The 24,220-nt window shown below is 55.0% G+C and carries 24 protein-coding genes; 13 read left to right on the top strand and 11 right to left on the bottom strand.

The window, feature by feature from the left end; all coding sequences use genetic code 11:
* Positions 1–197 precede the first annotated feature (197 nt).
* Genes CA54_RS09435 through CA54_RS09425 form a run of 3 tightly spaced genes read left to right on the top strand, consistent with a single transcriptional unit; the run spans position 198 to position 2,091 of the window.
* Positions 198–482, top strand: coding sequence for a type II toxin-antitoxin system RelE/ParE family toxin (locus CA54_RS09435; RefSeq protein ID WP_146370532.1), 285 nt, complete (start codon positions 198–200; stop codon positions 480–482).
* Positions 483–496: 14 nt separating this feature from the next.
* Entirely contained in the window at positions 497–1,594 is a 1,098-nt protein-coding gene (locus tag CA54_RS09430; protein ID WP_197532331.1) for a HigA family addiction module antitoxin, read from the top strand.
* A 14-nt stretch (positions 1,595–1,608) separates the two neighbouring features.
* Complete coding sequence (locus CA54_RS09425) at positions 1,609–2,091, top strand: hypothetical protein (RefSeq protein ID WP_146370530.1); 483 nt, start codon at positions 1,609–1,611, stop codon at positions 2,089–2,091.
* Positions 2,092–2,496: 405 nt separating this feature from the next.
* Here CA54_RS09425 and CA54_RS09420 read toward each other — a convergent pair whose 3' ends face one another.
* The gene (locus CA54_RS09420; RefSeq protein WP_231963018.1) at positions 2,497–3,294 is read right to left on the bottom strand and encodes an SDR family NAD(P)-dependent oxidoreductase; all 798 of its coding nucleotides are present in this window, start codon (positions 3,292–3,294) and stop codon (positions 2,497–2,499) included.
* 175 nt (positions 3,295–3,469) lie between these two features.
* Here CA54_RS09420 and CA54_RS09415 point away from each other — a divergent pair, with 175 nt between their 5' ends.
* On the top strand, positions 3,470–4,138 hold the full coding sequence (locus CA54_RS09415) for an NAD(P)H-hydrate epimerase (protein ID WP_197532330.1): 669 nt from the start codon (positions 3,470–3,472) through the stop codon (positions 4,136–4,138).
* Between the two features lie 26 nt (positions 4,139–4,164).
* On the opposite strand, the gene CA54_RS09410 is transcribed toward CA54_RS09415, so the two are convergent.
* Entirely contained in the window at positions 4,165–4,638 is a 474-nt protein-coding gene (locus CA54_RS09410) for an acyl-CoA thioesterase (RefSeq protein ID WP_197532329.1), read from the bottom strand.
* Positions 4,639–4,881: 243 nt separating this feature from the next.
* On the opposite strand from CA54_RS09410, the gene CA54_RS09405 reads away from it, so the two are divergent.
* Positions 4,882–5,040 (top strand): YegP family protein, encoded by a 159-nt coding sequence (locus tag CA54_RS09405; protein WP_146370527.1) that lies wholly within the window; start codon positions 4,882–4,884, stop codon positions 5,038–5,040.
* A gap of 18 nt (positions 5,041–5,058) precedes the next feature.
* On the opposite strand, the gene CA54_RS09400 is transcribed toward CA54_RS09405, so the two are convergent.
* The 4 genes from CA54_RS09400 to CA54_RS09385 all read right to left on the bottom strand — a co-directional run bounded on the left by CA54_RS09400 (position 5,059) and on the right by CA54_RS09385 (position 9,355).
* Positions 5,059–5,886, bottom strand: coding sequence for a formylmethanofuran dehydrogenase subunit C (locus CA54_RS09400; RefSeq protein ID WP_146370526.1), 828 nt, complete (start codon positions 5,884–5,886; stop codon positions 5,059–5,061).
* 60 nt (positions 5,887–5,946) lie between these two features.
* Complete coding sequence (map, locus tag CA54_RS09395; protein ID WP_146370525.1) at positions 5,947–6,741, bottom strand: type I methionyl aminopeptidase; 795 nt, start codon at positions 6,739–6,741, stop codon at positions 5,947–5,949.
* An 11-nt stretch (positions 6,742–6,752) separates the two neighbouring features.
* Positions 6,753–8,132 carry a neutral/alkaline non-lysosomal ceramidase N-terminal domain-containing protein gene (locus CA54_RS09390; RefSeq protein ID WP_146370524.1) on the bottom strand — a complete coding sequence of 460 codons (1,380 nt, stop codon included), beginning with the start codon at positions 8,130–8,132 and terminating at the stop codon, positions 6,753–6,755.
* Positions 8,133–8,299: 167 nt separating this feature from the next.
* Entirely contained in the window at positions 8,300–9,355 is a 1,056-nt protein-coding gene (locus tag CA54_RS09385; protein ID WP_231963017.1) for a nucleoside hydrolase, read from the bottom strand.
* A 177-nt stretch (positions 9,356–9,532) separates the two neighbouring features.
* Between CA54_RS09385 and CA54_RS09380 the strand changes: the two genes are divergently transcribed.
* Positions 9,533–10,357, top strand: coding sequence for a DUF1028 domain-containing protein (locus CA54_RS09380; RefSeq protein WP_146370523.1), 825 nt, complete (start codon positions 9,533–9,535; stop codon positions 10,355–10,357).
* A gap of 270 nt (positions 10,358–10,627) precedes the next feature.
* Here the strand turns inward: CA54_RS09380 and CA54_RS09375 are convergent, their stop codons facing one another.
* A complete protein-coding gene (locus CA54_RS09375; RefSeq protein WP_146370522.1) occupies positions 10,628–11,965 on the bottom strand; it encodes an MFS transporter in 1,338 nt (445 codons plus the stop codon).
* Between the two features lie 281 nt (positions 11,966–12,246).
* Between CA54_RS09375 and CA54_RS09370 the strand changes: the two genes are divergently transcribed.
* The 6 genes from CA54_RS09370 to CA54_RS09345 all read left to right on the top strand — a co-directional run bounded on the left by CA54_RS09370 (position 12,247) and on the right by CA54_RS09345 (position 17,475).
* On the top strand, positions 12,247–13,023 hold the full coding sequence (locus CA54_RS09370; RefSeq protein ID WP_197532328.1) for a phytanoyl-CoA dioxygenase family protein: 777 nt from the start codon (positions 12,247–12,249) through the stop codon (positions 13,021–13,023).
* Positions 13,024–13,144: 121 nt separating this feature from the next.
* Positions 13,145–14,224, top strand: coding sequence for a polysaccharide deacetylase family protein (locus CA54_RS09365; RefSeq protein WP_146370520.1), 1,080 nt, complete (start codon positions 13,145–13,147; stop codon positions 14,222–14,224).
* Positions 14,225–15,193, top strand: a complete 969-nt coding sequence (locus tag CA54_RS09360) for a succinylglutamate desuccinylase/aspartoacylase family protein (protein ID WP_146370519.1) — start codon at positions 14,225–14,227, stop codon at positions 15,191–15,193.
* Between the two features lie 188 nt (positions 15,194–15,381).
* Positions 15,382–15,606, top strand: a complete 225-nt coding sequence (locus CA54_RS09355; RefSeq protein WP_146370518.1) for a PLDc N-terminal domain-containing protein — start codon at positions 15,382–15,384, stop codon at positions 15,604–15,606.
* A 68-nt stretch (positions 15,607–15,674) separates the two neighbouring features.
* Positions 15,675–16,832: an amidohydrolase family protein gene (locus CA54_RS09350; RefSeq protein WP_146370517.1), complete on the top strand. Its 1,158-nt coding sequence runs from the start codon at positions 15,675–15,677 to the stop codon at positions 16,830–16,832.
* A gap of 334 nt (positions 16,833–17,166) precedes the next feature.
* Positions 17,167–17,475: a putative quinol monooxygenase gene (locus tag CA54_RS09345; protein ID WP_146370516.1), complete on the top strand. Its 309-nt coding sequence runs from the start codon at positions 17,167–17,169 to the stop codon at positions 17,473–17,475.
* 27 nt (positions 17,476–17,502) lie between these two features.
* On the opposite strand, the gene CA54_RS09340 is transcribed toward CA54_RS09345, so the two are convergent.
* Positions 17,503–17,760: a hypothetical protein gene (locus CA54_RS09340; protein WP_197532327.1), complete on the bottom strand. Its 258-nt coding sequence runs from the start codon at positions 17,758–17,760 to the stop codon at positions 17,503–17,505.
* Positions 17,761–17,812: 52 nt separating this feature from the next.
* The gene (locus tag CA54_RS09335) at positions 17,813–19,420 is read right to left on the bottom strand and encodes a sodium:solute symporter (RefSeq protein ID WP_146370515.1); all 1,608 of its coding nucleotides are present in this window, start codon (positions 19,418–19,420) and stop codon (positions 17,813–17,815) included.
* 404 nt (positions 19,421–19,824) lie between these two features.
* On the opposite strand from CA54_RS09335, the gene CA54_RS09330 reads away from it, so the two are divergent.
* Complete coding sequence (locus tag CA54_RS09330; protein ID WP_197532326.1) at positions 19,825–21,489, top strand: sodium:solute symporter; 1,665 nt, start codon at positions 19,825–19,827, stop codon at positions 21,487–21,489.
* Positions 21,490–21,517: 28 nt separating this feature from the next.
* Here CA54_RS09330 and CA54_RS09325 read toward each other — a convergent pair whose 3' ends face one another.
* Together CA54_RS09325 and CA54_RS09320 are read right to left on the bottom strand one after the other, a co-directional pair.
* Positions 21,518–22,516 (bottom strand): amidohydrolase family protein, encoded by a 999-nt coding sequence (locus CA54_RS09325; RefSeq protein ID WP_146370514.1) that lies wholly within the window; start codon positions 22,514–22,516, stop codon positions 21,518–21,520.
* Between the two features lie 218 nt (positions 22,517–22,734).
* Entirely contained in the window at positions 22,735–24,030 is a 1,296-nt protein-coding gene (locus tag CA54_RS09320; protein WP_197532325.1) for an Nramp family divalent metal transporter, read from the bottom strand.
* Positions 24,031–24,220 lie beyond the last annotated feature (190 nt).

Here is a 24,220-nt window from a genome sequence, read left to right as displayed (position 1 = left end):
AAATCGAGCAAACTTCGACCAGGGCGGAGATGACTGCGACTCGTTTTCGGTAGTTAGCTTATTCATACTGACGATTACGCTTGAGCACCGCCCGCACAGCAAACAAACATGTAACAAAGCAACACACTCTGTTACATTTCCTATTGACAGCGGCATATAATAGGCGATAATGATTCATATTCCGCAGGAGTAAGCGCATGGACGTTGAGTTTTCCGATTCTGGACTGGGGTTCTTGGAAGCCGACCCCGCCGCAAAAACAAAACTTGCTCCAAACGTGGTGCGCGCATACAGAAAAGTTATGAATATTATCAGGAGCGCTGAAGATGAACGAGACATCAGGGCCATGAAATCATTGAGGCTTGAGAAGCTAAAAGGCCGCAGAAAACATCAGCACTCGCTTCGCCTGAACGACCAAATGAGACTAATAATTGAATTCAACTTGAATACCGTCCTTGTCGTGGCGGTCGAAGATTACCACTAAGCAGGAGGATGGAAATGGACAGATCAATTTCAGTTGAACCGTTCCTGCCGGGTGAATACATCAAAGAAGAAATGGAATCTCGGGAATGGACGCAAGACGATTTAGCGAGTGTGTTGGGGGTTACCCGCCAAACGGTGAACCGATTGCTGTCTGGTAAGTCAGGGGTAACTCCCGAGATGGCGCACTTGTTGGGTGCCGCGTTCGGGACTTCTGCAAACATGTGGATGAATTTGCAGACTTCCTACGAGCTATCAAAGTCGGAACACGACACGAAAGAGATTGAGCGGAGGTCCGCAATATTTGATCAGTTTCCGATCTCGGCACTCGTGAAAAGAAAGTGGATTGCGAAAACAAAATCCTGTGACGAGTTGGAAAAATCTTTGTCTAGCTTTCTGGAAAGGGACTGCCTGGATTCTCCGTCAAGGTTTCGGGTTGCAGCCCGCAAGAGCACAGGCGGTAAAGACGGGCCTCAGTTGGCGTGGTTTGCAAGAGTTAGAAAACTTTCAGTAGTTGCTCCAGCAAGTAAATACAAGGATGGAATCGACGATTGCTTGAGTGATTTGTCACATTTATTGCATGATCCAAAAGACGTCGCTGTCGTTCCTAAAGTGCTATCGGACCATGGAATAAGATTAGTGGTTGTGAAACACCTGCCGAAGACCAAAATTGATGGAGTCGCGACATGGGTCAAAGGAGAACCAGTTGTTGGATTATCGCTGCGTTATGGCAGGATCGATAACTTCTGGTTCACGCTATTGCACGAATTGACCCACATCAAATACCGCGATGAAGCTCCAGTCGATACCGAAGAGATGTTCAAAACCGATGAAGAGAGTAACATTGAGATAAGAGCAAATGACGAGGCGGCGAGCTTTCTGGTCCCAAGAGAAAAGCTCGATTCTTTCATCCTAAGAGCAGGTCCACTGTATTACCAGAGGCGCGTCATTCAGTTTGCCAACGCCAATGGTATTCATCCTGGTATTGTCGTTGGTCAGCTTCAAAGACGGGGTGAATTGGACTATTCGCAGTTGCGGAAATTGCTGGCCCCCATTCGTGATAGGGTCATCGGGAAAGCCATCACAGATGGGTGGGGCAACAACATTCAGTTGTAACAAGGGAGTTTGTTATGGGTAAAAGACTTGCGACGCCTTATCACGAGAAGCTTCAATCTTACGCCGATGAATACATCAAAGAGACCGGCAATGTTGCGATCTCCACGAAAGATTTAGCTGTTTGGGCAATAAAAACTGATCGATGGGAACCACCACCGGACCTCGTTGTGAGGATTTGCAGGGAAGACTTCGCCAAGGCTCTGCGGGAACAATCTATCACGGACAAACACGGCCATCCTGTTCGCGCAAATCATGTCGCAAGAATCACCAAGGCTGGGAAACAGCTTCATCTTTGGAGCGATATTCGTCGTGCACCGCGACGACACATGGAAATTGCCTTTACGCAACGGAGGGAGCAAATTGTCGGAGATTGCCGCCAACTGAAGCGAGATCTAGATTACTACAATGACATCCACCCTGGCCAGAAGCCGATTCAAAAGTGCTTTGACTTTCGGGATGATGTCGTTGAAGGCGATTTCCCAGACGAGATGAACTAGACCATCGCGACTTAACCGCTTTTCTTGCAAGTCCGACGCGCTCTTCCGGCGTCAAATTATCGGCCCGCGACTTTCCACCCTTCTCCCCGTTCTTGCGGCCCACAGTCGCCTTGGGAGACTCCGGCTCTTCGGAGGTAGCTTGATCGATGATGGACTTGGTCAGTTAATTGGTGTTGCTTGGATGTTTCTTTTTCGTTGGCATGGTGATTCAATCGTTGAACTGTATCAAGATCATGTCAGCGCTGCCGATGTCGCATGCGACCAGCCAATATTTCATATCTTATCCAATACCCTGTTATGTCCTACCCAAGGACGTAGGGCATGCCGCGTATTTACCGGCAGCGCCGCACACGTGGCAGGCTACGGTTCGGCAATTCCTCGAAGCACCTCATTAACCGACAGCAGTTATTTCTGCTTCTTCGGTTTGAAGTATTTAATCGAACCTTTTACCACCGTAGCCCGCGTTGCCAAGCGCACGAGCAACGACAGGATATAGTTCTTCCGACCGGAAACGTAATATTGCCGCCGCTTGTCCAAGCCGGTCAGGCCGGCGCGGACGACCGCCTCAGGGGTTTGCGAGGGGTGCTTTTCCAACCAATGCGGTACGCCGGAAGCATTGAAAAAATTTGTCGCTGTGGTTCCCGGACACAACGCCATGACAATCACTCCCCGTTGATGCGTCTCGGCCCACAGCGATTCTGAAAAATGCAATACGTACGCCTTCGAGGCGGAATAGACGCCGTTATAGGCCACCGGTTGAAAGGCGGCGACAGAGGCGACGTTGATCACACCGCCTGCTTTGCGAGACAGCATTTCCGGAAGTACCAAGTAGGTCAATTCAGTCAGAGCAGTGATATTGACTTGAATCATTTCCATCATCCGCGACACATCTGTCTGCTCGATGGCGCCCGCAAAGCCGATGCCGGCGTTGTTGACGAGCAGTTCCACTTCGATGCCCCGCTGTTTGATCTCATCATAAATTCGCTGCGGCTCCGTCGGGTTGGTCAAATCGGCCGTGATGACCTCTGTCTTGGTGCCGTGCGCCGTATAGAGTTCCTCGGCCAGTTGTTTTAACTCATCCTCCCGACGGGCGGTCAGGACCAGATGCATCCCCCGTCCGGCAAGTTGCCGTGCGAACTCCGTGCCAATACCCGATGAGGCTCCGGTAACGACTCCCCAACGCTCCGCATATGTGACCGTCAAAATTACGCTCTCCCTGGCATCCGTATGCTCAGTGTTCGCAGCAAGGTTTGGATTTTCGCAGTTCGCGAGATAGTTGCTAAGATAGGGCTTCGCTCCGTCCGACAATCTGCCGGTCGGGCCACTGTCATCAAAATCGTAGCAAAACAAAACCATTCTGGCGATGGAGCAATACCCAATGCCGCAAACTCCCATGAGCCGCGAACAGGTCCGGGACGTCGATCGTCGTGCGATTTCCGAATATGGCATGCCAGGAGTCGTGCTTATGGAAAACGCCGGCCGCGGTGCAGCGGAGCTGTTGATTGAGCTTGGCATCGCCGGGCGAGTGATCATCTGCGCCGGAAAAGGGAACAACGGCGGCGATGGTTATGTCATCGCTCGGCATCTACAAAATCGTGGTTTCGAGGCGGAAGTCTGGCTGTTTTGCGATCCGACCGAACTTTCCGGCGATGCGGCGATCAACTATCGCATCTTGCAGGCTGCCGGGTGGGCGGGTCGTGTGATTGATGACGATGCGGACTTCGCGAAGCTGTTTGCGGCACTACAACCGGATGATTGGATCGTCGATGCCTTGCTGGGAACCGGGACCCGTGGTGCGTTGCGTCCGCCGTTTCCCGAAATCATCGCAGCCATCAACCAATCCGCCGCCAAGGTGTTTGCTATCGATCTGCCGTCGGGCATGGATTGCGATACCGGTGAGCCGTTGGGGACCTGCGTGCGTGCCGAACAGACCGCCACGTTTGTCGCCCCGAAATTGGGATTTGACCAACCGGGCGCCGTAGCTTGGACCGGAACGGTGCAAGTGATCGATATCGGTGTCCCGCTCGATTTGATTCAACCAACGTGATCCACCCAACGTGATCCAACCAAGTCTCACTCGGCACCGCGAATCGGTACCGGTCGCCGTTCGCCGTCGATGAGTTGCACGGCGACGTAAGTCACGTCCGCTTCGGTCAGCATCAGCGCCGAGCCGTCGCGCTCCGCTTCGACCGTAACATGCACGGTGATCGACGTCCGGCCGAAGCGTTCGACGTGTGAGTAAAAACTAACGACGTCACCGACATAGACCGGGTGGTGAAACTCGACACGGTTCATAGCCACTGTCACCAGCGCGCAATCAGGGAAACCCTCTTTGCGAATCGAATAGCGTGCACCGATCGCACCTGACTGGTCGATGTGACTCAAAATCACGCCGCCAAAGATCGTCCCGTGCGGATTCGTATCGCGGGGCATCATCGTGATCTTGGTGGCCAAGTAACGGCCCTGTTTGTCGACGGTCATTGGGGGACTGGCCTTGTTGGTGACGATGTAATTATTGAACCGCAGAGTCAGCCGGCAAACGGCCATGATGATCATCTTAGCCGACTTTCACACGCACGTCGTCCGATTCCCAGAGATTGCGCGGGGGGGAGGCTCGGTTCATTGTTATTGACAATATTGCCGCGAAACGTAGACTCAGTGACATAGGTAAGACGCACGTCACTGGCGTATCGTGGTCCGATTGAACAAGGACCTTTTTCGCCGCAGGCACGTGCACCAGTTACCCTCAGACGTTCTTATCACATTGGCGTTTTTGCTGAGGAGAGACGCATGGCCGAGGACAAATGGGAAGTTTATAAAGACACCTCAGGCGAATGGCGCTGGCGACGGGTGGCCCCCAATGGAAATATTGTTGGCGCTTCCACACAGGGCTATGTGAATCGGTCCGACTGCGAAGACAACGCGCGACGCAACGGTTGGCCCGGCTAGTGTCGGTCGCTGCGACGGTCAACCGGCCTGCCGCACGAGGATTTCGCCGCGGCCACCTTCGAGAAAATCGCCGCGATACCGAGCGTAGTGGGACGTGAGACACTCGGCGGGAACTTGAAAACCAGTTGTTTGCAGATGCCGCAAATAGTGCTGCAAAAACAACGGGGCGTATGTTGAAGACCGTTTGAATGTCGGCAACATCCGCGGAGTCGCATCGGCAGCGAAATAGCCGATCGTGCCGCGCCGCATCCCTGCTCCGGGACGAATCCCTGTTTCGCCAAACAGGAAAATGGAGCCGGCAATCATATTAAAACCGGGCGCATCGCCGGAGCGGCCGCCGATGGCGATCAATCCGCGTCGCATCGTATGTCCGATTTCGTTGCCGGCTTTGCCGTCGATGAGTATTTCCCCTCCGGTCATACCGCGCCGCCCGCCGCGATAGACCGCTCCAATCAGATGCCCGGCATCACCGCGAACGTGAATTCGTCCGCCATGCATCTCCGCCCCCACCCAATCGGTGGCGTCTCCTTCACAAAGAATTTCGCCGCCGGTCATTTCGGCTCCCAAATGCATCCCCGCGTTCCCGCGAATCGTCATCCGGCCGGTCGTCATGCCGGTGCCGATCAACTTGACCTTGCCGCAATCCCCCTCCCAAATCATCTCGCTGTCGTCGCTGCACGAACCGGTTACATCGAAGAACTCACCGAGCGTCAATTGCTTGTTGCCGTACTGCACCGGCGTCGCCCGGATTTGATCGACCGACTGTTCCCGAGCGGTCTCGATGCGAACGTGATCGACTTCAACGGGGATCGACGTGCGATTGTGCAGTGAAAGAACCAGGGGCATGGCGGTTGGTGCGATGATGTTTGGGGCGGGGAATTCCGACGGGTCGCAATTGAGCGATATTCAAAAACGGTGGCCTTCCTGCGGGCCGTGCACGGTCCGGGTCAGGATTTCCGGGCCTTCCTCGGTCATGAGGATTGTGTGCTCAAACTGCGCGGAGAGTTTGCCGTCTCTGGTGCGAACGGTCCAGCCGTCTGATTTGTCCAACACGGTCTCCACCCGGCCTTGATTGATCATCGGTTCAATCGTGAAGCAGACGCCCGGCCGCAAGATTTGGAATCGCGCTCCCGGGGTCGGATAGTGCGGAACGCCTGGATCTTGATGAAATCCCTGGCCGATGCCGTGGCCTTGGTAGTCGCGCACAATAGAATAGCCATGCGGTCGCACTGCTTTGGCGATCGCGCGGCCGATTTCAATCACTTTGCTGCCCGGCTGCAGGACATTGATGGCCGCATACAGGCTATCAAAGGTGACCTGCACCAGATTTCGTGTTTCATCCGAAACGTTGCCGATCAAGATCGTTTCCGATTGGTCGCCGTACCAGCCGTCGACGATGGTTGTCAGATCGACGTTGACGATATCCCCTTCGGTCAGCACGGTGTCATCCGGGATGCCGTGACAGATGACTTCGTTGATACTGGTGCAAATCGTCTTGGGGAATCCGTGATACCCCAAACAGGCGGGCGTGTGCCCATGGTCGCGGGTGTACTCATCGACCAGCCGGTCAATGGCACCGGTTGTGACTCCCGGCAAAACTTGAGGGCGAATAAAATCCATCAACTCAGCATTGAATCGCGACGCCCGACGCATCGATTCACGTTGTTCTTCATTCAGTAATGGTATATTCCGCTTTTGCATGTTATTGCCTGTTATTGCTGTTGCTCGAGCGATTTGGGAAACGAAAATCCCACATCAGTTCCCACACGGCGAACTCCCGCCATCACACGGTCTTGGACACTGCCGGTAAACGGGCCGGGAAGTGGACCATACAACATCGCTCCACCCGCTTCATAGCCCCCTTCGGCAAGCACTCGCGCTGAGGGGAGATATCCGAAGACATCATTACTATAGCCTGCGACCCACACAAACGGGACCGAGCGAAACGTGGATTTCACCAACCGCGAATAATCGACGACGACCTCGCCCCCGATGGCCACCATCACCAACGTCTCACCAATCCGAATCGCTTGAATCGGACAGGGATAGGTGAGCGCGATCGGCTCCTTACGGTCCAGTTTTCCAAGTAGATAACGCGATTTGCGCTGTCGGTAAACATTTTTTGATTCTACGTCCGCTTCCAAGGCTGCACGCGGCGGAAGTGGCTCGAATTCCAATTCGACTTCTGTAAACGCCGAATCAATCGCTGGCGGTAGCGGTTGTTGCGGCTCGTGTACCGCCCGTTTCACAGCATCGGCCAATTTCCGACCATGTTGTCGCGCGAGTTCGATTTTTCCGCGGGGATAAGGATTCTGATCGCCACCGGTCCCTTCGACGAATAACGCGGTCACGCCGGGAAAGTCTTTTTCAATGTCGCTCTGAGCAAAGCCGGCGTAATCGCCATTGAATTGCATGATCCCCGTCGAGGTGTTGTGACAGGCATAGCCAAACAGAATCGCCCGTCGCTCGCCAGCGGGCGAAAATACTTGCAACACCGGCACGTCGTGATTGGTCGGGCCCTCGTTGTACTGGCGGTTGACGAAACCCTCGTCAGTCGGAAAGCGGCGGTTCTTGGAGAAGTCGGCTGTCGATTTGGCATAGGAAAGCGTGGCGGGCTGCAAATCGGCTAAGGCAGCGCCGATCAATTCCACCAGCGCCGTTTCTAATTTTTCCGTATAAACGCCGATTTGTTTCGCCTCCGCTTCGGCCATGCCATAAAAGTAATCCCGCTCCGGCCGCAACTCCGGTCCGCAATGCGTGTGCGACGCATTGAATAACAACGATTTACGGGGCAGTTTGTATTTCTCTTTCACCCGCTGCGAAACATTCACCGCCAACGTGCGGGGAATTCCAATCAAATCGGTGGTGACAAACACCACGCGGTTCTCGCCCGCCTCAAGCACCAATGCTTTGGCGTACAATTCCGCCAACGTCCCCTCGGCGGGTTTCTTGCGCGAGGCGTAACCCGCCATCCACATCGGCGCGCCGGGCGTAATCGCCACCCGCGCCACCCCAGCCTGCCATTGCTCCTCAGCAAAAGTTAATGAGGTGCCGCACAGCAGCAGTGAAACGAAAATCAGTGATCGAAACACGAGTGAAACTTTCCTTCAAATAATATTTCTCACGCCAAGGCGCAAAGTCCGCTAAGAAGATCGTCGTGTGATAACGCTTCTTGCCTTTGCGATCTTTGCGCCTTGGCGTGAGGTTTTCTTTCAGTCGATATCAGCTGCCAACGAAACGAGGGCAAGCCGACGGGTTCTTATTGTTCCGGCAGCACATCCGGCGGCTGGCTGGTCAATTGGACCAATGCTTCGCGGACGCGGATGATTTGTTCCGGCGTCACTGTCAGGTAACGATGCAATCCATCGGGATCAAACTCAAACTGTGTGAGTTTGCGGTCATCGACGGTGGAGGTTCCCGCATCTGACAGACCGAAGTACCCATGATCGGGACGGACCGCATACAGCACGCTAGTTAAATCCCATGTCGGCCGCTCATGCGGCTTTTTGTCCCAGGCCAAATAGGCTTCGTGGACGGGGTGGTGCTTGACGTAACCGAAGTCTTTTTCAACGCTCTGCCATGGGTACCGTATATTCAGCCCGATTTCGTAACCGCTGATCACCACCGGTGTCGGCCAATCGGTCAAGAGTTTTTTCGACGACGCCAAGTCTTGGACGACATTGAATTCCGGTTTGTTTTTGGCTGGGCCAAAGTTGCCCGCCATGATGGAGAGCAGCTTGACTTTCTTCGCCACCAAATCCCGTCCGTTGAGTGGTGAAATCTTGTCCGGCGGCGAGTTCACTAACCGGGCGAGGTTCGTCATGTATCCGACCTGCGCGATCACAACCGAATGATCGGGCTGCCCGACAAGCGTTTTTCGCAGTAATTCGGTCGCATTGGGGGCATCATTGCCTGAAAGCAGTGTGTGAGGATACCGCTGCTTGTCGCCATTTTTTGTATTCGTGAGACTGCCGGTGAAGCGGCTTTCTTGTGGTCGCACCCCCTTTTTGACAACCCCCACGGGGATGTCCGGGCGGCCGTAGAAGGTGTTGATTGCATTGGCGGCCGGTCCGCTCAATTCGTTGTCTTTGACAATTGTCACCGCCAACAATTCGCATTCCCCGCGCGACTGCAGCGCGTGAATGGTCGCCAGCGCCATCGCATCGTCGATGTCATCGCCCAAGTCGGTGTCAAAAATTAACTTCACCGGCTCTTTGGCTGTAGCAGTTTGCGATACGAAAGGCACGACGAAACAGGGAATCAGTATCAACATGGTGCGACGGAAATTCAAGCGGTGCAAACATCCCAACAACATAGCAAAACAACCTCCGGTGTATGATCAGATGAGGAACTCAACCGCTGCCTTATACCACGAGCGGTTGCGCATTGCGAATCCGGGGCAGCAGCGGCTGATCGTCATGCTACACTGTTGTGCACCACAATCTCAACAACGCAGACGATTCTTAATCGCTGACCTGCCGAGGGTACCGCCATGTCACGTCAATTGCCGATTCTGATCGCTTCCCTGTTCGCTGCAGTGGGTTGCGACGCCCAGCAACAGGCACCGCCGCGAGCGGCTTCGACCGCTGTCGCGCAGCACGGAATCACCGCTACGTTCTCAATTGTGGCCGTTGATCCTGAAACCGGCATCTGCGGCGCAGCTGTAGCGAGCAAGTATCCGGCGGTGGGCAAAGTCGTCCCGTACGTCCGTCCCGGTGTGGGAGCGTTTTGCACACAACATTGGCACGAACCGGCTTGGGGCGAACGGGCGTTAGATTTGTTGGAAGCGGGCCAAGCCCCTGAGGAGGTGTTAGCCACCCTCTTGAAAGACGACCCGCGGCGAGAACAACGGCAACTGGCGATCATCGACATTCAAGGCCGTGCTGCCAATCGCAATCCAACCGCTGCCAGTAAGCCGAGCCTGTATTGGGGTGGCATGACCGGACGTTTTTATACCTGCCAAGGCAATACACTCGCCGGTCGCGAAGTCGTGGTCGCCATGGCGCAAGCGTATGAAGAGACCGAAGGGAGCTTAACCGACCGTTTGATGGCGGCACTTGTTGCGGCCGATTGTTCCGGCGGCGACCATCGCGGCCGTTTGGCAGCGGGGATTCGCGTGGCGAAGAAAGACCATGCCGGATATTGGTTCGAGTTGTACGTTGATGAAAGCGAAGATGCCGTTGCCGAGTTGGCCGAAAAATATGCGGAAACCGAGCATGCAGCCAAAGGCGCATGGCCCGGCGCCGCCCCCTGCCCCAAACGATTCGAGAACACCCGCCGGCCAGAAAATCGAAGCGACAAGTCGACTACGGATTAACGCATGCGAAACGCACAATTCGGTGAAGGACGATGGATTCGCCACGAAAGAAAAAACCTCACTCCAAGGAGCTAAGCCAGTAACGGACAATCTAGGGGGCCGTCGAAGCTCCTGTTGTGCGCACGTTTTAGTCGCATGAATGATGCACGGTGAGCAATATAGCCCGGCACGTCGGAAACGACTGCAAGCGGTCAGCTTGGGATTTGTTACCCATCCACAGTCGCATCTGTGTTTTGTCCGCAGACCGCCTCAATAGTAGAAGGACACTGCCTACGCTCCAGGTACAGCGATGTCCCCCGCCCGTCGACGGGCTTCTCCCCGTAAGAAGACGAACGTCGTGATTAACGACCAAGCCGAAACAGCCAGCAGTACCGTCAAAAACAGGCCCCAACTTGCTTCGGCGACTTCTCCGGCATAGTAGTAAAAGACTGCATTGGCCGCGAACGCCAACGCATCGAGCAAAGCAATCAAAAACCCCGCATGCGGGCCGCCAAATTCGATTGAAAATACACTCATGGGAATGTAATAACAGGGCGACACACACATTCCAAAAATAAATAACAGCGCCAATGCCAAGTACGTCAGCGAAACAGTCGTCATGCCGAAATGCGGCATAAGTAGAAACGTGCCGATGCAGGAGGTGGCAATCGTCAACAGCCCGCCCATCAGCCAGGCGGTTGCCGATCGACTCAGCTTGTCGAACACGTAACCGCCGATCAGCACCGAAATCAAGCTGCCGAAAGGAAATGCCGACGCGGACATCGCTGCATTGGCCGATGTGAGACCCAACGTGTCCTGTAAATACAACGGAACGAATAACAGGAAGTCCCACAAAATAGTCAACCCCGCCAGACTGCCGGTGATCCACCAGAATTGCGGACTGGCAAAAATGCGCGTCAGTGCTTGAGGCAAAGTGGTTCCATCGAGTGGATGAACTGGGACGTCCGCTGCTTCCACATCGTCGCTATCGTCGGAAGAGAATTGTTGTTCGTGAGGTCGCTCAGTGAGTAAAAACGCGAAAGCCACGACGGCAATCAGACTCGCCGCAGCAGCAATCAACAACACACCGCGCCATGACATGAACGCTAGTAGTGCTCCCAACCCCAGCGTGGCGACCAACGTACCGACGCGAGAACTGGTCGAGATGACGCCCCAGACGCGGCCGTATTCAAGCGGGGAAAACCAATGTGTGATGATTTTAGCCATTGCAGGCCATCCGGCCGATTTGGCCATCAGCGCAGCGGAAAACGTCAGTTGAAACAACAGGACGCTCGAGGAAACCGCAAACAGTCCGACAAAGACCCCGGAGATCAGCAGTCCTACAGTGAAGGTCAATTTGCCTCCGAACTTGTCAGCTGCGTAGCCGCCGATGAACTTCCCCACAACAGCGCCAGCGGTTCCCATCGCTAAAATCCGTCCCCAGTCGCCCAGATCGATGTCTAGCGCGGGGTCTTCGCGCATAGCCGTACCGGTGACGGTCGGAACCATCCGCAGCACCATGAACATGGCATAGCCGAAATACATGATCCCTACGGTGAGGACCTGTTGACCGCGCAGCGTCGCAAACCGGTTGCTGACCGTGCTCGCGGGATCGGGAGTTTGCGACATAGCAGTTCACCTGGCGGATCTGGGAGGGGCCATTCGCCGGTTGTATCGGCAGGGCACGTCGCGATCAATACGCCGGATAAAAAAACCATCAGCTGCCGCTATATATCAATGAGGAGGGATCGTGAGTGTAGGCTCCTCAAAAAATGGTGAGCCTTATCCGCGAATCGTTTCCCTCTCGAGACGATTCTCAGTATGCTCATAGTAGGCGGGATTGACAGACCGCTCCGGGAAGCTTCGTAATTTGGAAACAGCTCGATTTTTTTCGAAAGCGGAGGTGCATTGTGAGCACGGCGGTTGATCAACAGCAATTGTCCGACTGGACGGACGCGTTCGCCCGAGACGGCCACATTTGCCTGCCGCAATTCCTTGTCGGCGATGTGCTCGAAGAATTGCAGGACAATCTCGATCGCTATATCCGCGACGTCGTGCCTGGCTTGCCGGCGACGCATGCCTTTTATGAGAATCGCGAAGATCCGGCGACGCTCAAACAAATGCAATACATGCAGGACGAGGACTCGTTCTTTGCCGAATTGATCCGCCGCGACTGTTTTGTGGATGTTGCAAAATCATTTTTGGGCGAGGAGGTGATCACGCAAGGCGCGGAGTATTTCAACAAACCCCCCGGCTTGGGCAAAGCGACGCCGCCGCACCAGGATGGATACTATTTCTGCTTGGTTCCCAACAAAGCCGTCACGTTTTGGATTGCGTTGGACGATATCGACGAAGAGAACGGTTGCCTGCGTTACGTGACCGGCTCGCACGAAGGCGGCGTCCGTCCGCATGGGACGTCTCAGGTCTTGGGATTCTCGCAAGGCGTTCAAGACTGGGGACCGGACGACGAAGCCCGCGAGACGAAGTACTTGCTGCACCCGGGCGATGTGCTGGTCCATCATTCGCTGACCGTACACCGCGCCGATGCCAACACCAGCAACCGCTCGCGCCGCGCCATGGGCCTGGTCTATTTTGCCGACAGCGCCCAAGTGGATCCGACCCTGCAGCAGAATTACAAGGACTCGTTGACGAACCAACATGCGGGAATGGGGATCGCGACAACATAGCGGATCAAGAGACGTAACAATTAGCCACAGATGAAACACGGATCACAACAAGAAAGTCCTTGTTTCCAAACAGAGTTTGGTAACAAGGTAATAATCGGATTTGAAGATTAAAGGATCAACCATGCCCCTGCCCTCCCCTCGTGTTTCGCGTCGCCAATTTCTTGCCGGTTCGATGGCGGCTGGGGCGGCGGTGATGTGTGGGGGATTGTCGGGGGCGGCTGCGCCGGTCGGACGGGGGATTCCTGCTGCAAAGCGGCGCGAATTGGCGGCGGATGAGAGTAAAGCGTTGATTACGATTACGCTCGATTTAGAAATGAGTCGGCATTATCCCAAGCGGGGGATGATGGAATGGGACTTTCAAAAAGGCAACCTGGACGATGCCACCAAAGCCTATTCTGTAGCTGCCGCTGAAAAGGCCGCCGCGAAAGGGGGCTTTATTCATTTTTTCTGTGTGGGCCGGGTATTGGAACACAAAAGCGTGGATTGGCTCAACACGCTGATCCAGGGTGGACATCCGATCGGCAATCACACTTACGATCATGTCTATGTGTTGGCTTCGACACCGGAGGAAGCGCAGTTTCGCTTTCGCCGCTCCCCGTGGCTGGCACAAGGGAAATCCACAGAGGAGCTGATTGAAGAAAATATCCGCATCACCACCGTCGCGATGCAGGACCGGTTGAAGATCGAGCCTGACGGTTTTCGCACGCCAGGCGGATTTCAGACTGCGCTCGATGGCCGCGCCGATATTCAGCAACTGTTGCTTAACCAAGGGTTTTCGTGGGTCAGTTGCAAGTATCCGGCGCATGACGCCGGCGAGGAACATCAGGAGCCGACAGCGGCGGTTTATGAGAGCATTGTGGCCGCCCAAGCGGCGGCGCAACCTTATGTTTATCCCAGCGGCCTGGTGGAAGTTCCGATGAGTCCCATCAGCGACGTGAATGCGTTTCGCACGAAATTCTGGAAGCTGGAATATTTCAAAAAAGCGATTCGTCTGGGTGTGGAGTGGGCAATCGAGAATCGGGCATGTTATGATTTTCTAGCACATCCCAGTTGTTTAGTCGTTGAAGATCCCCAGGCAGAAACCATTCAAATGATTTGCGACATTGTGAACGACGCGGGTGACAAAGCCGTCATCGTCGATTGCGACACCATTGCCGAGCGCGCGCGGCTGCGGCACAAACCGAGCGCGGAGACCAAATAGATGAACCAGCCGATCACGCTGCAAACACATACCATCGTGGGGACGGAGACCGACGCCGAAGGGGAGACCGTCGAGCGGCCCGGTCCGCACTTACTGATCACCGGTGGAGTACACGGCGACGAATACGAGCCGATGGTGACCATCCGCCGCTTGATGGAAGCGTTTGACCCCGCAACGCTCAAAGGGCGCGTGACTTTGGTGCCGATTGTGAATGAAGCGGCGTTTGCCCGCCGATCACGAACGGCCGATGACGGTCTCGATTTGGCCCGCGTCTGTCCGGGAAATCCGGAAGGCTCTGAAACGGAGCGGATTGCCGTGGCGCTGAGCGAATTGATTCGCAGTGCGGATTTTTATATTGACCTGCATACCGGCGGCGTGCGGTATGAAATTCTGTCGCTCGTCGGCTATGGATTGCACGAGGATGAAACGATCCTCAATCACCAGCGCGAAATGTCGCGGGCATTTAACATGCCAATCATTTGGGGCACCAGTGCCCGCCATGAAGGGCGCTCGCTTTCGGTAGCCCGTGACGCGGGCATACCTGCGATCTATACCGAATTCACCGGCGGCGCGAAGTGTTCCGAAGGCGGGGTGCAAATGTTGCGCGACGGGTGTTTGAACGTTGCTCGCTACTTGGGCATGCTGGAACGGACGATTCCCGACTCGCTGGTGGAATACATTGTCGAGGATGACCGCGACGATAGCGGACACCTGCAAACACAAATGCCCGCACCGGCCGATGGATTTTTTGAAGCCCGCGTGCGACTGGGCGACTTCGTTGAGAAAAATCAAATCATCGGCAAAGTGTTCGATCCCTTGGGACAACGGGGCATCAACGTGGCTGCTCCCCACGACGGCATGGTGTTGATGCTGCAAACCTATCCCGCAGCCACCGCCGGCGAGTCTCTCGGCGCGATACTTCCGATTAGCGGTCCGGGCGAGGTCTTTTTCGAACACGAGGAAGCGTAACATCGTTTCGTACAAACAGGGCTAGTTTAAGTATTTGATCGCCCCGATTTGGGTACCAATGGCTCGATGTTCTCCGTTTTTACGTGCGTTTTCGCATCACGTGGTGACGAACCCTTTCCTCTGCTCCCTACCTGGCCTACGATCGCTCCAGAAACTAGCCGCGTTCGATCTATCGAGAGGAATCGCTCATGGAAGCATTAATTGGTTTGGCATGCATGCTGCCGTTTATCCTGCTATCAATCGCCGGTACGGTATTTTGGATTTGGATGTTGATCGACTGCCTGACGAAAGAACCATCCGAAGGCAATGACAAAATCATTTGGGTCCTGGTGATTGTATTTTTACAGGTCATAGGCGCTGCCGTGTATTACTTCGTGCGCCGCCCGGAGCGAATTCAACAAACTGGGCAATGATACACAGGGCCGCAGCCGCCACATGCTAGATAGACTCACCCTGCACTTGAATTGAGGAAGTTTTAGAGATGCGTCACGCGCTGCTTGTGATCGGGATTATTGTTTTCGCTCAAAGCCTCTTGCCGGCCGAGGAACCTAAAACTGAATCAAAGACAAAACGGTTGTATCTGGATGAGTTCCGTCCCAAAAGCCAACTCAAGGCGTCGCAGCATACTTTGAAGCAGGCCAAGTTTCCCTGCGTGAATGTGCATACGCATCCCGGGAAGTTGAGTGAAACCGAACTCGACGAAATGGTGGCTGCCATGGACGCTTCGAACATCGCCGTCAGCGTCAGCCTGGATGGCAAGATGGGTTCGAAGCTGACAGAACAGTTGGAACTCTACCGGCGGCGGCACCCAGGCCGGTTTGTGATCTTTGTGCGAATGGATTACCGGGGCGATGGCAAGAAGGACCAACCCGAAACTTGGGCCGTCAATCAGCCGGGTTTCGGATTGCGGATGGCTGACGGTTTGTCGGATGCGGTCAAACGAGGCGCATCGGGGCTAAAACTGACAAAAATGCTGGGGCTGTATCTACGCGGGCCTGACGGAAAACTGTTAAAGGTTGATGACCCACAGTTTGATCCGGTTTGGCAACGGGCGGGCGAACTGGGTGTGCCGGTCCTGTGGCACGCGTCGGATCCAATCGCCTTTTTTCAGAAAACCGACGAATACAACGAACGCTGGGAAGAATTGTATCGGCATCCCGAGTGGAGTTTTTACGGCGAGGAGTTTCCCGCCCACCAGGATATCATCGATGCCCGCAACCGCGTCATCGCGCGGCATCCAAAAACGACTTTCATCTGCGCTCACATGGCCGATATCCCCGAGGACTTGGCCAAGCTGGGAACGTATCTGGATCGGTATCCCAACATGATGGTCGAGATCGCCGCCCGCGTCGCGGAATTGGGCCGGCAACCCTATACGGCGCGCAAGTTTTTCCTAAAATACTCCGACCGCATCCTCTTCGGCACCGACGGCGTCCCCCCCGTTTCAGAGTTGATCCCGCATTGGCGATTTCTAGAAACCTGGGACGAAGACTTTCCCTACGAAGACAACCCGTTTCCCCCACAAGGATTTTGGAACATCTACGGCCTGGGCCTACCGGATGACGTGTTACGCAAGGTGTATTACGAAAACGCCCTGCGGATTATTCCAGGACTGAAAGTGCCGGGGGTAAAAAAGTGATTCACCACGGAGGCACGGAGGACACTGAGGAATTAACAAACCAGCGCAGCCAAATCTTAAATTAGGTGACGTTAATAGTTAGCCACAGATTGAACACAGATCAAACACAGATTCGCGGGTGTTGGACTGCAACATCCCAAACCGACGGCTTGCCGTCGTACACAGCGATCCACTCCAATCGACGCACTACGGAACCACATCGAATAGGAATTAGGAATAACCTAAAAACAGAATCGCTCGGGGTTCATAAATCCCCCCTCTCTGTGTCCTCCGTGGCTCCGTGGTGAATGAATACACCCAGAACCCCTACACGTAACCAAACAGAAAGCCAGCCATGATTCACGTACTTGCCACCATTGAAGTCGTTGACGGAAAACGGGATGAGTTTTTGAAGCACTTCAATGAACTTGTGCCCCAAGTGCTCGCCGAAGAAGGCTGTATTGCCTACGGGCCGGCCGTTGATTTGCAGACGAATCTTCCGGTTCAACCGCCCGTGCGGCCGAATATTGTGACGGTCATTGAACAATGGGACGATTTACCCGCACTGGAAGCGCACTTGATGGCGCCGCACATGGTTGCCTTTCGCGACGTGGTCAAGGATTTGGTGATCGAAACAATCGTCGGTGTCCTGGAACCGGCGTAATTGACCACGGCAGATGACCACCGCTCGTTACCAGAGCGGATCTTGTGGAGCCGAGCGCACGCGGCGGATGTGCGCTTCGGCGGCCGGCATGGCGTCGAGTTCTGAATAAAAGATCGCCGTCGGATCGATACCCCGCGCATCGAGACGGCCGATCCGCTCCGCTACACTCGGTTGCCGCGCGATCATCGGCAGCACCGCTAACCAGACGAACAGCAACAGCCCACTGACGAGAATCAGCGCCAGCCAATTGCGTTTCGCGGATGCGTTGGTTGGTGGGGGAGTCACTGGGTTTTGTCTGCTAGTTTTTTAAAGAGAGTGCAGCGGCCCGCCCGGAGTGTTAATCCGCCTTGGCGCGGGTCCAGACCGTTAATCCTCGCAGATCCTTCGTCGACGTTCTAGGGAACAGGCTGATCCCCAGCGCCACGACGACGAATACAACGTTCACAATGATGCCCACCCAGTATTCGTGGATGTCTATCTGCAGAAACTCAGGCAATCGACCGGAGATGTTGAGGGCGAGATAGACATTCAGCAGAATGCCGGGAATGAGAGCGGCAACAACACAGCGATAGTCGACTCGCGTTGTAAAGAAGCCCAACATGAATAGCCCCACGAGACAGCCCCCGAAGACGGACGAGACAATCCATGTCAAAGTATTGATGTTCTTAAACGGGATTTCAATCAACGCAATCGCCCCGCCGATCATGACCATGGCGGCAAACAGGGCGATAATCCGCGCCGCCACCAAGTAGTATTTGTCGCTACGCCCCGGGCGCACGAACGGTTTAAGGATGTCGACTACCGTCACCGTGGCGATGGAGTTGATGCTCGAATCAAGCGACGACATAGCGGCCGCTAAAACCCCAGCGATCACCAATCCCCCTAGCCCCGCGGGAATTTGCGTCAATATAAAATGCGGGAACACCGCATCGACTTGCGACTGTTGCAGTTCGACCACTTGAGGATCGGGAAAGGCTTGGTAGAACGCATAAAGGCACGTGCCCACAAAGAAGAACAGTATCCAAGTGGGGAGGGCCATCACCGAAAACAGTATCGTCGCCTTGCGGGCTTCACGCATTGATTTTGCCGCGGCGTAGCGTTGCACGACTGTCTGGTCGCAACAGTAGGTTGTCAGCCATTCGAGAATGCCCAACAGGATCACAATCGTGAGTGTTTTTCGCGATAGGACTTCGGAAATCCGCGCGCGCAAATCTTGTTGTTCGTCGGTGACAGCATTCGGCTCCGTTGGAGATTCCGGTGCCGGGTCTTCGATGCCCATGTCGAATTTGTGATCGGCACGGCCGACAGCCACGACTTCAGAGAATCCGCCGGGGAGTTGCCAAACGACATATCCAATCGACATCATCCCGGCCAGCAGCAACACAATGGTTTGCACGACGTCGGTCCAGATCACCGCTTCGATGCCGCCAGCGATTGTGTAAAAGGCGATGAAAATGCCCGTGCAGAGGATCACACTCCACAGCGGTGCCCCGGTCAGCAGCGCGACCGGCAATGAGACGAGAAACAGAATCCGCGCGAGGCGAATCAGTTGGATGATCAAAAAACTAGCTACGCCGTATAAGCGAGCGATCGCTCCGAATCGCATTTCCAAATACTGAAAGGCCGAGATCATGTCGTCGCGGCGGAGCAACGGGACGAAATAGATGACGGCAATGATCGCCACAAACGGAAGTGTCAGATTTTGAACCAGGTTCCGCCAATCGGCCGAAAAGGCGTCGGCTGGAAATGCCAGAAACGTGACCGAGCTGATCGTGGTGCCGACCATCGACAATCCGATGACCCAGCCGCGAAACGAACGGTTGCCTACGAAGTATTCCGCTGTCGTGGTATTGCGGCGGGCAAAATACAGCCCCATGCCGGCCATCGCCAATAGATACGCCACAATGGCGACCACATCCAACGTCCGCAATGGTGTTGCAGTCATCGTATCTCGGCTTTCTCGGCCACAAGTTGTTATGCCCGCTTGCGCATCTGTTCGTCATTGCGAATTCCCACGCAACGACATGCCCAGCCGGGTTGAGCAACTTGCATTGAATCTGAAACAGCGGGGGCTGCGAAACAGTTCGCCGTTCCGTAAGCAGTCAACGTCAAATAGTATGCGGTGTTGCATGCGTGTGACGCAAGCGGGTTTCCTGGCTCCCGTCGATTGGCAAAGACTGGCGTTTGGGATTCGGGACGTGTAGGATGGCTGACTTACTCGCCACAATCCAATTCCCGCACATCCTGGCCGCGACTGACGATCACCCGACGGGACGCTTTAAGCGACCGATTATTCGTCGAGTGTCTCACCCGCGTCACCGGTACTGATTCCTGCAAGAGAACCGACCGATGCCACAACTTTTTATGCCTGTCTTCGCCGAGTTACCCGCCGCTGATATCGCCGTGCTGGTGATCTATATTATTGGGATCGTGGCGTTTGGATGCGGATTCATTCGCAAAAGCGGCAACACCAGCGAATTCATGTCGGCCGGCGGATCGCTGCCCGGTTGGGCCGTCGGCCTGTCGATTTTTGGAACCTATCTCAGCAGCAACACGTTTTTGGGTGTGCCGGGAAAATCGTACGGTTCGAATTGGAACGGCTGGGTGTTTAGTTTGTCGTTGCCGTTTGCCGCGGTGATCGCCGTGAAATATTTTGTGCCCTTCTATCGGCGCAGCGGCGAGATTTCGGCTTACCAGCATTTTGAAAAACGTTTTGGTGGTTGGGCGCGGACGTACTGCGTCGTGTTTTATTTGCTCACGCAATTCGCCCGCGTGGGATCGGTGATGTTTGGTGTGGCGTTGGGCCTGCGGGCACTGACCGGTTGGGATATGCAAGCCATTATCATCGGCACAGGATTTCTGGTCACGCTCTACACGCTCTTGGGCGGTATCGAAGCGGTGATTTGGACCGACGTGGCGCAAAGCATCATTCTCTCCATCGGTGCAGTGATTGTGGCGGGCTTAATTCTGTTTGATCTCCCCGAAGGTCCGGGACAGGTCTTTACGATCGGAGCCGAGCATGGAAAGTTCAGTTTGGGAAGTTTCGACCTGGATCTGACAACGTCGACGTTTTGGGTGATGATGCTCTATGGCTTGTTCATCAACTTAAACAACTTCGGCATCGATCAAAACTTTGTGCAACGCTATCACACGGCCAAGTCGGAGAAGGAAGCGGCCCGTTCGGTATGGATGGGAGCCGTTGCCTATGTGCCAATTTCGCTGTTGTTTTTCTTCATCGGATCGTCGTTGTTCGCCTACTACGAAACACAGCCGGGAATGAAAGCCGAGGTTCAAAACCAAGTCGCTGCTGCCAATCTGGAACGCAATCAAATCAAATTGACTCCCGAGGAATACGAAGCGGAGAAGGCGGCACTCCCTGCGACAGCCATGGCACTCACCTCCGCAGAAATCGGCGACAAGGTCTTTCCGCACTTCATTGTCGAAAAACTTCCTACCGGTATGGCCGGCTTGCTGATTGCGGCCATCTTCGCCGCAGCGATGAGTAGTGTCGACACGAGTTTGAACAGTTCGGCGACCATTATTCTGACCGACGTATACAAGCGATACTTCAATCCCGATGTCGACGAAAAAGGCCAGATGCGCGTGCTGTATGGTTCCACCTTGTTTGTGGGAGCCGTCGGGACGGGCATCGGTGTTGCTCTGATCGGTACTGTCAGTATCCTCGACGCGTGGTGGACACTCTCGGGCATTTTTGCCGGTGGGATGCTGGGGCTATTTTTGCTGAGTCTGATTGCCCGCAATGCCACCAAACCCGCAGCCGCTTTGGCGGTGATCATCGGTTTATTGGTGATCACGTGGATGACATTCAGCGACGTCAAGTTCCTCCACGATACGTTGGGCATCGCTTTCGAACTTCCAAAACAAATCCGCAGCCCGTTTCACACGCACATGACCATCGTCGTCGGCACGCTGACGATCTTTTTTGTGGGCCTGATTGCCAGCGGGTTTACCAGCAATAAACCGGAAGATTCCGAACCGATCATCGAAGCCTAAATCGGGCGATGGGCAAGGACTGACTGCGTCATTCCACGCCCAACATCCGTGCTGCATTGTTCCAAAAAATGTCCTCAACGGCGCTGTCGCTGAGCCGTTCGCTCCAACAGGCCCATTTGATTGAACGTAGGTGCTCCAGCCCGATGAGCACCGGTTCGATCTTATTGTGCTTCTCGCCCCAGACCGGCGTCTCTTCGTACAGCCAGACAAACGAGTCGGCCGCCCCCAGACTGCGGCCGCGCAGGTGGCTGACCGGGACGTCTGAGCCGTACATCAATCGCTCATGCCCCAAGATGCGAATGATCGCTTGATGCGCAATCGGTTCGCAGTTTGCGCTGGTATCGAAGTAGAGATTGTCCAACCCTTTGAGATGCGGCAGCCCTTCCAGATTGTGCGCCGGTTGAAATCCCCGCGCCGAATGCGCCAGGATCAACCGCATGCCGGGATAGGTCGCGCAGTAGTGGCGAATCCAATGAATATTCTGCGGGTCCGCTACCGCTCGCGAACGGACCATGTGCAGCGTGATCACCAGTTCCTCTTCGTGGGCGACTTTGACGAGTGGCTCGGGGAGAAAGTCGGGAATCTGCGCGTCCCATGTTGGCTGCGTGGCGGCGGTAATGTGATAACACTTCAACCCATGCAACCCCAACCGCCGGACTTCATCGCGGACCCATTCGGGATCGTCGTCAGCTGCGATAAAAAACTCGCCGCGACACCGCGGATCGTGCACCACTTCTTGGGCGACCCAGGCGCTGGCGTCGGGAAATCGGTCCCGATGCTGCATGCTAAAAATCGGCAAGAACAGCGCTGCCAGATCGGCGCCGGGATGCAGGTCGGTCATCAACTGCCGGTACTCGGCATACCCCACCGTATCGTAACCGGCAGGTGTCAACGCCGGCGCGAATTCAGATTTGCCGAGATGGCAATGCGCATCGTAAATGCGATCGGGCAGAAACGACGCCAATTCGCGTTCGTAGAATTCTCTGTCACACGGCCGCAACAATGTCGATCCACTGGAGTTTGTCATCGTGTCGATTCTGCGCTTTCTATGTTTATTGTTTGTAAGAAAAAACCTCACGCCAAGACGCTAAGGCGCAAAGAGGTTTCTATTTGTATCGTTCCCAAATCGGTCGAAAAATTGTACATGCAACCAGAACAAGTACCCCGAAGGGGTTGAATCATCATAGCCCAGGGTAAGCGGCGTAGCCGCGCAACCCTGGGAGAGGCTTTGCGTCTTCGTGCGAGTCATTTTGTAAACGCGACATAAATCGCCCAGCCTCCGGAGGCGGTGAAAAACAATAGGATCAACCACAACAGACCAGTCGTTAGTGGACGGTTACGATGCTCCTTGCCGATCAAACGGGGCGAACCGTTGAGTACCAATAACACCACTGCCAGCATGGGCAGGAAGGCGGCGCCGACAATGGCGTAAAGTTTTTGCATCTCCTTAAAACCGTACCACAGGCCGATCATGGGAATTGTGGCGATCAAGACCAATGCCCATTGATAGACCCGTGCAGTGGTCTCGACCGGTTGGCGTTCGCGTTCCCCATATTTTTCGTGCATCATGCCGGCGTAGTCGGCGAACAGATAGGGAATGCTTTGCCAGACGCCGAGCAGACTGCTGGTCACAGCTCCCCAGGCTCCAATGAGAAACGCCCAGCGGCCCACGGTTCCCAGCCGACCTTGTAATTGATCGGCCAACGTCACGATCAATCCGGCGCCGCCGCCAGTCACTTCGATCGTGCTACCGATAATCACCATACCAATGCCGAAGAGGGCCGTCATCGTATAACCCACGGCGAGATCGATGCGACAAGTCTTTAGATACTCAATTCCCCGGCGATCTTCCTCGCGAATCCAGTAGCCGTAACAGAGCACCGTGACGGTTCCCCCCACGCCCCCCATTAAGGCAATCGTCCAGCTCAAGCCGCCGTCATGGAGATGAGGTATCGTTGGCCAAACCAATCCGCGGCCGACGGCCCACCACTCGGTCGTCAACAGGGTAGCGGTCACTAGTACCGTGATAAACATCGTCGCGATACAAACACTCATTACTTTTTCAAACAGACGATAGCCACCAAGGCGGATCAGAATCACCCCAACGAGACTATGGAGGAATCCGTAAACGATTTTGCCTTTGGCTGCTGCTGTCAAACCGTCGGTCGCCGTGTCAGTCTCTGCGAACAACGGGCAAATTGCGTTGGCGGTCACGCCGGTAGCGCTCATCAGGGCGGCTCCGACCAGAAAACTCCAAATCGCCAGGTAGACGATGAACACCGCTTGAACCGTCCGGCCGAAATTGGTGACGCATCCTTCGAGCAAGGTCGTCTCGGTGGCCAGTTGCCAGCGGGCGAGTCCTTCGTTGAGGACATATTTTAACAGCGCGCCGACAATCACCGCCCAGAGGACGGCGACACCGAGGTGGCTTCCCGTAAAGGCACCGGTCGCCAGATCCCCGGCGCCGACTCCCGTGGCGGCGACGAGAATTCCAGGGCCGATGAGCTTCAGCCAATGTTTATTGGGGGCCGGTTTGTTCACAGCGGATTCCAACGGGGCGGAAAGGGTTCGAGCCTAATCGGGTAGCATCAGCCTGGCAATGCCAACGCGTAAACCGGGGCATGCCATCGGACGACTTCCCGGGGGAGGACGTTAACCGCGGAACGCAGTTGCCCGGGGCCTACCGGGCATGTTAGACTCATATCAACAATTGTTGATCCTCACGCCCCAC

Origin of the sequence: Symmachiella macrocystis (assembly GCF_007860075.1) — a bacterium.
Taxonomy (GTDB): domain Bacteria; phylum Planctomycetota; class Planctomycetia; order Planctomycetales; family Planctomycetaceae; genus Symmachiella; species Symmachiella macrocystis.
This window is presented reverse-complemented; position numbering and strand designations above follow the sequence as displayed.